This window comes from Paenibacillus sp. NPDC056579 (genome assembly GCF_042793215.1).
In the GTDB taxonomy this organism is placed as follows: domain Bacteria; phylum Bacillota; class Bacilli; order Paenibacillales; family NBRC-103111; genus Paenibacillus_S.
Genome location: NZ_JBHTVD010000005.1, coordinates 571,957 through 582,233, shown reverse-complemented (window position 1 = coordinate 582,233; position 10,277 = coordinate 571,957). Strand labels below are relative to the sequence as shown.

General features: G+C 51.3%; 10 protein-coding genes. 3 read left to right on the top strand and 7 right to left on the bottom strand.

Features of this window, described 5'->3' with window-relative positions; genetic code table 11:
• Nucleotides 1-533: 533 nt before the first annotated feature.
• The 6 genes from ACFQ88_RS22285 to ACFQ88_RS22260 form a co-directional block, all read right to left on the bottom strand.
• On the bottom strand, nt 534-1,304 hold the full coding sequence (locus ACFQ88_RS22285; RefSeq protein ID WP_379456817.1) for an ABC transporter permease: 771 nt from the start codon (nt 1,302-1,304) through the stop codon (nt 534-536).
• The gene (locus tag ACFQ88_RS22280; protein WP_239632387.1) at nt 1,297-2,289 is read right to left on the bottom strand and encodes an ABC transporter ATP-binding protein; all 993 of its coding nucleotides are present in this window, start codon (nt 2,287-2,289) and stop codon (nt 1,297-1,299) included. Before ACFQ88_RS22280 ends, ACFQ88_RS22285 begins: the two co-directional genes overlap by 8 nt.
• Nucleotides 2,290-2,381: 92 nt before the next feature.
• Complete coding sequence (locus ACFQ88_RS22275; RefSeq protein ID WP_379456814.1) at nt 2,382-3,185, bottom strand: uroporphyrinogen-III synthase; 804 nt, start codon at nt 3,183-3,185, stop codon at nt 2,382-2,384.
• Nucleotides 3,186-3,424: 239 nt separating this feature from the next.
• The gene (locus tag ACFQ88_RS22270) at nt 3,425-4,492 is read right to left on the bottom strand and encodes a DctP family TRAP transporter solute-binding subunit (protein WP_379456812.1); all 1,068 of its coding nucleotides are present in this window, start codon (nt 4,490-4,492) and stop codon (nt 3,425-3,427) included.
• 63 nt (nt 4,493-4,555) lie between these two features.
• Nucleotides 4,556-5,365: a YitT family protein gene (locus tag ACFQ88_RS22265; RefSeq protein ID WP_379456870.1), complete on the bottom strand. Its 810-nt coding sequence runs from the start codon at nt 5,363-5,365 to the stop codon at nt 4,556-4,558.
• Between the two features lie 13 nt (nt 5,366-5,378).
• On the bottom strand, nt 5,379-5,672 hold the full coding sequence (locus ACFQ88_RS22260; RefSeq protein ID WP_239632380.1) for a hypothetical protein: 294 nt from the start codon (nt 5,670-5,672) through the stop codon (nt 5,379-5,381).
• A gap of 134 nt (nt 5,673-5,806) precedes the next feature.
• Between ACFQ88_RS22260 and ACFQ88_RS22255 the strand changes: the two genes are divergently transcribed.
• Together ACFQ88_RS22255 and ACFQ88_RS22250 are read left to right on the top strand one after the other, a co-directional pair.
• Nucleotides 5,807-6,256: an EMC3/TMCO1 family protein gene (locus ACFQ88_RS22255; RefSeq protein ID WP_379456809.1), complete on the top strand. Its 450-nt coding sequence runs from the start codon at nt 5,807-5,809 to the stop codon at nt 6,254-6,256.
• A gap of 143 nt (nt 6,257-6,399) precedes the next feature.
• Nucleotides 6,400-8,004 (top strand): ATP-binding protein, encoded by a 1,605-nt coding sequence (locus tag ACFQ88_RS22250; RefSeq protein ID WP_379456807.1) that lies wholly within the window; start codon nt 6,400-6,402, stop codon nt 8,002-8,004.
• On the opposite strand, the gene ACFQ88_RS22245 is transcribed toward ACFQ88_RS22250, so the two are convergent.
• On the bottom strand, nt 8,005-8,736 hold the full coding sequence (locus tag ACFQ88_RS22245; RefSeq protein WP_379456805.1) for a GDSL-type esterase/lipase family protein: 732 nt from the start codon (nt 8,734-8,736) through the stop codon (nt 8,005-8,007).
• A gap of 256 nt (nt 8,737-8,992) precedes the next feature.
• Here ACFQ88_RS22245 and ACFQ88_RS22240 point away from each other — a divergent pair, with 256 nt between their 5' ends.
• On the top strand, nt 8,993-9,736 hold the full coding sequence (locus ACFQ88_RS22240) for a response regulator (RefSeq protein ID WP_379456803.1): 744 nt from the start codon (nt 8,993-8,995) through the stop codon (nt 9,734-9,736).
• The last annotated feature ends 541 nt before the right edge of the window (nt 9,737-10,277 follow it).

Genomic DNA, 10,277 nt, shown 5'->3' with positions numbered 1-10,277 from the left:
TGCTTGATTTCTCTGTCTCATCTTCCATCGCCCCCTTAATTTAATAGTACCTTATTTCCCTAAGTACTCTCCAATTTAATTAGGGGGCTTAATAGAATTCAGCCAAATAACGGAATCACGGTCCGATAGCACCGTATTTCTATGTATTTTGGCGGCAATAGCGGAACCACGGTCCGGTTCCCTTGGAATAGCTGCGAGCAAGGCATCGTTTGTCCTTTAGGCTCGGTTTCAAGTGTCTTAACACGTGCCAACGGCTGGTTGTCGCAGCTGGAAGCCGACCCCTGCTTTTATAAACAAGCCTCTCTATCCATTGATCTTACTACACATGGAATGCAAAAAAACAAGAAATGTGGCACCGCAAAAATGCGGTTTCCGGGAGAACACATAGACCCGGGTCGCCGCGTAAAATAGCGAGGCTTATACTGAAGGAACGAACGCGGCTGACGCTTCGTCTGATTTTGGAGACGGCAAAAAACCGACGCAGCAGCGGACGTATCGCACACCGCTATGCATCGGTCTTCCAAATGGGAAGGCTACCCCGCCACATCCCGTTTGGTAAACAGCAGCCAGGAAACCACATAGAACAAGATCCAATACAGCACGATCATCGTGACGGAAAACCCGAGCGTCATCCCTGGAATCGGAGGCTGACCACCCAGCAAGTAAGGGGACAGATCCGTATTGGCGAACAGAATATATTTCACCCAACTGTATTTGAACTGGGAGAGCACCAGCACAATCGTATTCGCCGTAAACATAAGACATATCGACAAGCCGATTGCAAGCGAGCTGCTTCGGAAAGCAGCGGAAATCATAAAGGCCAGCGTGACGTACATCAGCAAATCGATAAACTTAATACTATACGACTGCATAATGTTCGGAAACGCCTCTTGGTCGCTGACGGCTCCGCTTAATCCGAAAAAGATCAAGCCGACAAAATACGAAATAATCAATAAAAACAATAGCAGCGTCACGAGAAAAAGCACGACGGAGATGTATTTGGCCGCCAAAATTTTGGACCTTGTCGCCGGACGGATGAGCAGAAGCTTGATCGTCCCCCATGTAAATTCCGAGGCAACGATATCGCCTGCTACAATAACGCTGAAAAGGAATACAAGCCAGCTCATGCTGCTGGACATGGCCACGAAGGAAAAGGCGTGACTTAGTCCGGAGCCTATTACATATTTCAACATAGAGGCCATAGCAACAACGACCAGCAATATGATGCCGAACATGACCCATGTACGGACCCGGCTGTATATTTTCATTTGCTCATTTTGGACAAGGCTAATAAAATTAGACAATTTGATTCCCCCTTGTAACCTCCAGGAACTGGTCTTCCAGCGACTTATTCCGGGTCCGGATGCCGTACACGCGAATACCCGCGGCAACCAACTGCACGTTTAATTCCGCTATCTCTTCTCGGCTGCGGCATTGGACCGTTAACGTCCCTTCCGTATTCGCCGCCGCTTCGTCCGCACCAGACAACGAACCGCCTGCAGCTTCCGCTCCTTCATGCTGTCCGATGACCGCGCTATCGCCAACCAGGCGAATCGCGGCTTGAGCCGCCGCACTTACGCGATCCACGTCAAGGACAACCTCCAACAATTGCTCTCCCGACGGCGTCTCCTTGAAGGAGCGCACGTCGAGCAGCTTGCCGTTCTGGATGATGGCGACCCGATCGCACATCAGCTCCATCTCAGACAACAGGTGGCTCGACACGATTACCGCGATGCCCTCCTGCTGCGACAGCTGGCGCAAATAATCGCGCAGCTCGCGGATCCCTTCCGGATCGAGGCCGTTGGTGGGCTCGTCCAGAATCAATACGGCCGGGCGATGCAATATCGCCTGAGCTACGCCCAACCGCTGCCGCATCCCGAGCGAATACGTCTTCACTTTATCGTGAATGCGGTGCTCCAGCTTGACCAGCTCGATCACTTCCTCGAGCCGTTCCTCGGTAATACCCGGAATCATCCGGGCGAAATGCTGCAAATTTTGATACCCCGTCATAAATTTATAAAATTCCGGATTTTCCACAATCGCTCCAACGCGCCGCATTGCTTCTTCAAACTGCTTGCGGATGCTGAAGCCCTGCACCAGCACCTCGCCCTCGGTGAGCGACATCAGGCCGACGATCATGCGGATCGTCGTCGTTTTCCCAGCCCCGTTTGGTCCCAGGAAGCCGAATACTTCCCCCGGCATGACGTCGAAGGACAATCCGTCGACGATCGTCTTGGAGCCGATCCGTTTGGTCACGTTGCGAAGCTGTACTACTGACATAGTATTCATAAAGCCTCCAAATGAAAAAAGAGTAGGGTAACTTTTTCAGGAAAAGTATACCATACCCCTCATTGTAGACCAAACCTGCCGCCTAGATACGGCTACTGTTCATAATAATGGCCCAGAGCTACGATCATGCTGCCCATCCGCTCTTCCTCCGGAGCGACAACGCGCTCAATCCCTTCGTCCCGAAGCGCTTCCGCCGTCACCTTGCCGACTGCCACTGCAACCGTGCTTTCCCGGAATGCAGCCAGCAGCGGCTCCTCCAGCCCCTTCTCACGGGCATAAGCCATCAGGAAACGTACCTGGGGCGTGCTCGTAAACGTCACAGCATCCACTTCTCTTCGCACAATTTCCGATAGAAGCGTATCGACAACCTCCAATTCCGGCGGCACATGCAAATAAGGCAAAATTTCATAGTAATCGGCCTGCTGCTCTTTCAGCCACTGTACCAAGCGCGGCGCATGATCTCCGTATAATTGCAGGGCTACCCGGCGCCCTTTCATATCGTATGGCTGGAGCGCCCGAAGGATACCGACCGTCGTACCGTCATCGTCTCGTACCGTCGGTGTCAGTCCAAGAGTTTTCAAATAGTTGACCGTTTTATACCCTCTCGCTGCAATATTCATCCGCCGGAGCTGCTCCACGAACGCTTCTGCAGCTCCCATCTCCTCGGCAACCTTATACAGCATTTCGGTACCTACGCCGGTAGTAAGGATGATCCAGTCGCCGCCAACGTCCAGCAGCTGCCGGATCTCCGCCTCCACCTTCTCCTTCTCGATCGCCACGGTCCCTTGCGCGGGCCGTATGAGAGGGATACCTCCCTGCTTCTCCACAATTACGCTAAGCTCAGCCGCTTTTCTCGGGCCTGTTATCGCAATGCGTTTTCCTTCCAGCCTGCGCATTCAGCTTCTCCCCCATAGATATCATTAAAATGTCATACCAATAATGTTGATGAGATAACTGTACTATATCGCAAAAATTCGTAATTTACAATCAACAACTACTTATAACCTTCATAAATATTTCTTATTTTTGTTATAATAACGAATATTACAACCTAAACAACATGTTAATATTCGTCTTTTACTCCAAAACAAAAAGCCGACGGCCTCCGGCATATTCTCCCGGAAACCGCGGCCTTTCAGCTTGATCCGCCGTATTTTTGCTGCAGCAGTCGGATTTGCTTGATCAATTCAGTCCCAATGACCGGCTCGTACTGATCGTAGATAGGATCCCACGCTTTCATCCACTTCATCCGTTCCTCGGGTGTCAGCGTGTAGATCTGGATACGCGATTCGCTCTTCATTTCCTCCAGCTGCTTCTCGTTCATTCGGACCGCATTCAGGTTCGCCCATTCCGTCGTCTCTTTCATCGCTTCCTGAATTTGCCGCTGCAAATCGGCCGGCAGCCTCTGCCAAAAATCCCTGTTCATCAATACCGCATAGCCTAAGTAACCGTGATTGCTGATGGTCATATACTTTTGTACCTGGTAAAACTTTTTCGTATAAATGTTCGAGATCGAATTCTCTCCCCCGTCGACCATCCCGGTTTCGTAGCTGCGGTACACCTGGTTAAACGGCATCTCTGTCGTTCTCATATCGAACATCCGGAATTCCGCGTCCAGCAGCTTGCTCCGCATCGTCCGAAAATGCTGCCCCTTCAAATCCGAAGGAAGGATGATGGGTCCCTTATTGCTCGTCATCTGCTTAAATCCATTGCCCCAATAAGCCATACCGACCATATTCACCTTCTCCAGCTGGCCGAACAGCGTCATCCCGATTTTCCCTTCGAATGCCTCTTGAACCGCATCATGGGTGAGGAATGCAAAGGGCAAATCGAGCGCCATCCAGGATGGAAGCCATTCGGATAAGTTCGGAAACGAAGGAGCGATCATCTGCACGTTTCCCTGCTGAAGCGCCTGAATCTCATCGACTTCCGAGAACAGCACCCCGTTCGGATAAATTTCGACCTTGACGCGATCATTCGTCTTCACCTGCACGAGACGGGCGAATTCCTGCGCCGCCAAGCCCTTGGGCGTATTCTCCGCTACTACGTGACTGAACTTGATCACGATTTGCTGATCGAAATCCTCCTGCTCATCGTCATAGACGACCGGCGTTTGCGATAGTACGGGATAAAAACCGACGATCAATGCAACGGCCAAACCCAACAGGACGATAGCCGCAATGCCTAAATACGATCTCATCATGTCGACGCCCGCTTTCCGTAATTCGTGCAGAATTTCGTTTGGAACGGCTTGCCAGCAGCCTGGCTAATGAATGTCTTTTTTCTTGAAGCGTCCGCCTTTGACGTCATGAATGTTGCCGATAGCCAAGAACGCGGTGGAATCGTGCTCTTCCACAATGGATTTCAGCTTCGCTTCCTCGAGACGGGTAATGACGCAGAAAATAACCCGCTTTTCCCCACCGGAAAACCCGCCTTCACCGTTCAAGTAAGTAACGCCGCGGCCCAACCGGCTGAGCAGCGCTTCCCCGATTTCCCTGTAATTGTCGCTGATAATCCATACCGATTTGGATTCGTCGAACCCTTCGATGGTAATATCGATCATTTTAAAAGCGATATAATAAGCGATTAATGAGTACATGGCATGATCCCAGCCAAACACAAAGCCGGCGCTGCCCAAAATGAAAAAGTTGAAAAACATGACGATTTCGCCCACGGAAAACGGCGTTTTCTTATTGAACAAAATGGCTACGATCTCCGTGCCGTCCAAGGAGCCTCCGGAACGGATAACCAGACCGACCCCAATCCCTACGATAATGCCTCCGAATACCGCGGCAAGCAACGGATCGATGGTAAGCGGCGGAACCGGATGCAGCAGCGTCGTTCCCACCGACATGAACAGAACGCTGATGAGCGTCGATAACGCGAAGGTTTTTCCGATTTGCTTGTAACCCAGGAATAAAAACGGCAAGTTAATGAGCAATAAAAAAATACCAAGCGGAAGTTTCGTTAAATGAGACAAAATAATTGATATCCCTACAACGCCGCCGTCAATAATTTTGTTAGGCACGAGGAATATTTCCAGCCCTACGGATACGAAGGCTGCACCAAGGAGCATAAAGAAGGTGCGCTTAATTAGCTGGAGTCTGCTGATTCTGGAGTGCTGCGGAACTGTGGGTTCCGATTGATTTTTTTGTGCAACGTTCACTGACATTCAATCTGCCTCCTTCATTAAGTTGATCGGTTAAATCAAATTCTACCGCAATCTCCCAAATGATCATGTCCGTTGCCGACAGCTGACCGCAAATAAACTCCTTTGATTGCTCCAAACCCTGAAGCTCAAGCTGTCGAATAAGAGCCTGCTTGCGAACCAGCAGCCGATCCAGATAATGCTCTATTTTGGACTTGCGGTATGTTTCGGCCATTTTAATCCTCCTATAATATATTTTGTCTATTTAATTGTATTCAAATGTATACAAAAAATCAAAATTTTCTATTTCATGTATTGCCAAGTTTAGGACAAACTAAGGAAACTACGACAAAAAGGAGCTGTCAGGATATGATTTCATGGTTGTTTCCTTTTAAGACTAGGACTGCCGGCCGGGCCGCAAAAGCTGTACCCTGGAGGCAAGGGATGCTGGTGTCGCTATGTATCGTGCTGCTGTTGTCCTTAACGGCATGCGGCAATAAAAAAGAAGAGCAAAAAAAACAAAAAGCCCAAAGCAAAAAGCAGCAGGAGCAGCCGCTCGACACGCAGCTTCGGCAGCAGATGAATATGTATAAGCAAATCAAGCAGGCTGAATATGAGGAAGCCGAGAAGGTGCGCAAGGCCGATAAGGAGCAGCTGAAAAAATTGCAAAAATCCCGCGAGGAAGTGCTGAAAATTCAGCAAAAGGAGCAAACCCGTATTTTGTCCGGAACAAGCACCAGCAAAAAATCAGGTACGAGCGGCAGCAATGAGTCAGGTACGAGCAGCGGCAGCAGCAAAGACAGCAGCGACGAAGAATAGTTGATTATATAGTACCGCTGATGGGAACGAGCCTCGGTTTTCCTAAAGCTGCAGAAGGGCACCGAGCTCTAGAGGGTTACCGATTCCGCTTCCGGTGTTGTATCATAGACGTAAACATCGGCGGAAGGAGGCCTCGGGCCGGCATGCTGCAGCGTCTTAAAATTACCGGTAAGATCGCCGTCTTGTCCTCTTGCATCGTGCTATTCTCGCTGCTGATCGGCGGCACCATCCTGGTGGGAACGATCATCGGCCTGAACGAATCGGAGCTCGGCCGACGACTGCTCGTCACAGCGCGCACCGTTGCGCAGCTGCCCGAGGTTACGGGCGGGCTCGGCGACACGCCCGCCTCCGGCGCCGCGGCGATCCGGGAAGCCGCCGAGCGCATCCGCATCATCAACGACGTGACCTACGTCGTTGTGATGGACATGAACCGGGTGAGGCTGTCGCATCCGGTTCAAGGGAAGATCGGCACCGTCTCGCTCGGTGCCGATGAGGGGTCCGCCTTTGCCGAGCACACGTACGTGTCCAAGGCAAAGGGAGAGCTCGGCACGGCGCTGCGCGCTTTCGTGCCGGTCATGAACGCCGACCACGTCCAGGTCGGCGTTGTTGTGGTCGGCCAGCTGCTGCCGAGCCTCGGGCAGGTGCTGCTGAACCTGAGCGGGCAGGCTTATATTATCCTGCTGCTGTCGCTCCTGTTCGGCATCTGGTGCTCTTGGAAGCTGGCGCAGCATATCAAGAAGCAAATGTTCGAGCTGGAGCCTCACGAAATCGCCCGCTTGTTCGTCGAGCGCACCGCGACATTTCATGCGATGCATGAAGGCGTTATCGCCATAGACAAAGACGAGATGGTCACTATTTTCAATGATAAAGCCAAACAAATTATGAAAATCGATCCCGGCCGTGACGTCATAGGCCTACCCATCCGCAGCGTGCTTCCGGATACGAGGCTGCCGGAAATTTTGGAGCTGAACCATCCGATCTATAATCAGGAGCTGCTCATCGGCGCCACTCTCATCATGAGCAACCGGGTACCGATCACTGTCGGAGGGCAAACCGTCGGGGCCGTCGCGATCTTTCAGGACCGGACCGAGGTTACCCATATGGCGGAGGAATTGACGGGCGTCAAGACGTTCGTCGACGCGCTCCGTGTGCAAAACCACGAATACATGAACAAGCTGCATACGATAGGCGGCTTGATTCAGCTGGGGAACAAAGAAAAGGCCTTGGAGTATGTGTTTGAAATTACGGAGCAAAAGGAAGAGCTGACGCGCTTTTTGAGCCAGCGGTTCAAAAACGACAGCTTGACCGGTCTGCTGCTCGGCAAGATCAGCCGCGGCCGGGAGCTCGGTATTACGGTCGAGATCGACCGTCAAAGCCATCTTGAACAGTTCCCCGCGCGGCTGGATCATCACGATTTCGTCGTGTTGATCGGCAATTTGCTGGAAAATGCGTTCGACGCGCTTCAGCAGATTCAGCAGGAGGAAAAGCGGATCTTTGTAAGCATCGAGCAGGACGATGACATAATGTCTATTCTGGTCGAGGATAACGGCCCGGGTATGGATTCAGAGGTTCAGGAGCGGATATTCGAGCAGGGTTTTACGACCAAAGGGTCCAGCGGCCGCGGAATCGGGCTCTATTTGATCGCCGGCATCGTGCGGAAAGGAAGCGGTACGGTCCGCATCGACTCCGCTCCTGGTAAAGGGGCGAGCTTTTTGATCTCGTTTCCGATGTGGGAGCAGACGGAGTGATTATCGCCGCCTTTTTCTTTTTGCCTTAGCAGAGACCTTAAGGAACTTTAGCTCGTGTAAGCGGGCAATTTCTAAATGTCCTGCGTCCGTAGGATGCGGATCTGGCGGTGTTTCGCAAAAATGCGTCCATGTACACACCTTACAGCGTCCGTCCGAAAATTGTCCTTGAAAATCGGAATGAGTGCCGACGATACTGTAACGGAATTTTTTGCGCAGTTCTTCTTTTCTTATGACCTGATTTATTTGCTGAATGAAAGAATCCGCCGTATTATAATTCGGGTCATTGCATTGCAACGGATTGAACACGGTCATAACCATAATTTTTGCCTTGGATTTAATGGATTTCCGAATTTCCCTCAAGATTTGCGGCCAATCTTTGGCGAAAGCGGCGACTCCATTCTCTAAGCAGGATGCCTCCGGTTGAAGACCGCAATTTAACAAATTGCCGCCGCCGATACTAATTGTGACCAATTTGGCTTTCATGGTATCTCTCCGGGTGGCGGCATCTTGTCGAAGCTGTTTGAGCAAGTCCGGACTTGTAAAACCTGCAACGGCACGGTTTGATAATTTCACGCGGCGATGGGTGAGCGACGTCAAAAAGTCCCTGAAATAGTTGACATAACCGTAGTTATCCGTAGCTCCTTCGCCCACTGCAATGGAATCTCCAAGAGCGGTATAGCAGATCATTTTCTTGTTATCCCGCTTAGGTTTGACCTTCGATTTAACAGGCAAGCCAATTCCTCCTTTGCTCCAATAGGAGTGATTTGAGATACTTTCTTGCTTTTTTGCTTATTACAGATGGCTGATAGCTGGCTTAGGCTAAGAACACCGTCATTTACACCCGGTACTTTAGCACACCATATCTTACGCTTACATAAAAAAGATGGTTGGACTGGTGTCTATATAGAGCTGCTCAGAGATATATTTATTAAAATTTTGGTAGGAAGCAGTTGGAAGAGGCTTAGCAAAGCTTTTAGGAGGTGATTTTATGGACAATCATCCATTGGAAGTATTATTGATTGAAGACGATCCCATGGTTCAGGAGGTGAACCGGCAGTTCGTTGAGCAGATCGAAGGATTTCGTATCGTGGGAGTCGCAGGCACAGGAGTAGAAGGAATGGAGAAAATCAGGGAGCTGAAGCCCGACCTGGCCATTCTCGACATCTATATGCCGCAGCAGGACGGAATGGAGACATTGACGCAGATTCGCCGCGAACAGCTGCACGTAGACGTTATGGTTATAAGCGCAGCGAACGATCAGAAGACGATACAGCGGATGCTGCGTTATGGGGCAGTAGACTATATTATGAAACCGTTTAAATTTGAACGGGTTCGGCTGGCGCTGGAGCATTACCGCTCGATGAAGCTGGCGCTGAATTCGGAAGGTCCCGTCTCCCAGACGGAGCTTGACCGCATGCTGGCACGAACAAGCAGCGGAGTCGATTCAGCTGAGGCTTACGGGAGTGCTGCTCCTACAGATGCAGCTGCAGCCATCCTTGCCGCGGAACAGCTGCCCAAGGGGCTCCAGGCCGTGACAATGCGGCAAATTTTGCTTTTTCTTACTCGCCAGCCCGGTGCTTTATCTGCTGAGGAGGTTGCTGAAGGCGTGGGCATCGCAAGGGTAACGGCACGCAGATATCTCGAATACTTGGAAAAGAGCGGCAAAGTCCGTCTTGATTTGCAGTACGGAGTCGGCCGCCCGGTGAACAAATATGTGTTGTCAGTGGAGTGAAGCGGCGTGTAACGCGGTTTTTCCGCTTTACAAACTCGCCTTCCGACGCGTTACGCCTCTGTAAGGCGGTTTTTCCACCTTACACGCGCTCCGCTCGCTTCGTTGACCTGTCAATCCGCCGTGTAACGCGGTTTTTCCGACTTACAAGCTCGCCTTCCGACGCGTCACGCCTCTGTAAGGCGGTTTTTCCACCTTACACGCGCTCCACTCACTTCGTCGACCTGTCAATCCGCCGTGTAACGCGGTTTTTCCGACTTACAAGCTCGCCTTCCGACGCGTCACGCCTCTGTAAGGCAGTTTTTTCACTTTACACGCGCTCCGCTCGCTTCGTCGACCTGTCAATCCGCCGTGTAACGCGGTTTTTCCGACTTACAAGCTCGGCTTCCGACGCGTCACACCTCTGTAACGCGGTTTTTCCGGCTTACAAGTGCTCCGCTCGCTTCGTCGACCTGTCAATCCGCCGTGTAACGCGGTTTTTCCGACTTACAAGCTCGCCTTCCGACGCGTCACGCCTCTGTAAGGCGGTTTTTCCGCGTTACAA

Excerpts from the sequence above, each read along its gene's own strand:
- ACFQ88_RS22270 (WP_379456812.1), bottom strand. The coding sequence starts at position 4,492 with ATGATGAGATCGTATTTAGGCATTGCGGCTATCGTCCTGTTGGGTTTG.
- ACFQ88_RS22275 (WP_379456814.1), bottom strand. The coding sequence starts at position 3,185 with ATGCGCAGGCTGGAAGGAAAACGCATTGCGATAACAGGCCCGAGAAAA.
- ACFQ88_RS22260 (WP_239632380.1), bottom strand. The coding sequence starts at position 5,672 with ATGGCCGAAACATACCGCAAGTCCAAAATAGAGCATTATCTGGATCGG.
- ACFQ88_RS22250 (WP_379456807.1), top strand. The coding sequence starts at position 6,400 with ATGCTGCAGCGTCTTAAAATTACCGGTAAGATCGCCGTCTTGTCCTCT.
- ACFQ88_RS22240 (WP_379456803.1), top strand. The coding sequence starts at position 8,993 with ATGGACAATCATCCATTGGAAGTATTATTGATTGAAGACGATCCCATG.
- ACFQ88_RS22255 (WP_379456809.1), top strand. The coding sequence starts at position 5,807 with ATGATTTCATGGTTGTTTCCTTTTAAGACTAGGACTGCCGGCCGGGCC.
- ACFQ88_RS22265 (WP_379456870.1), bottom strand. The coding sequence starts at position 5,365 with ATGCTCCTTGGTGCAGCCTTCGTATCCGTAGGGCTGGAAATATTCCTC.
- ACFQ88_RS22280 (WP_239632387.1), bottom strand. The coding sequence starts at position 2,289 with ATGAATACTATGTCAGTAGTACAGCTTCGCAACGTGACCAAACGGATC.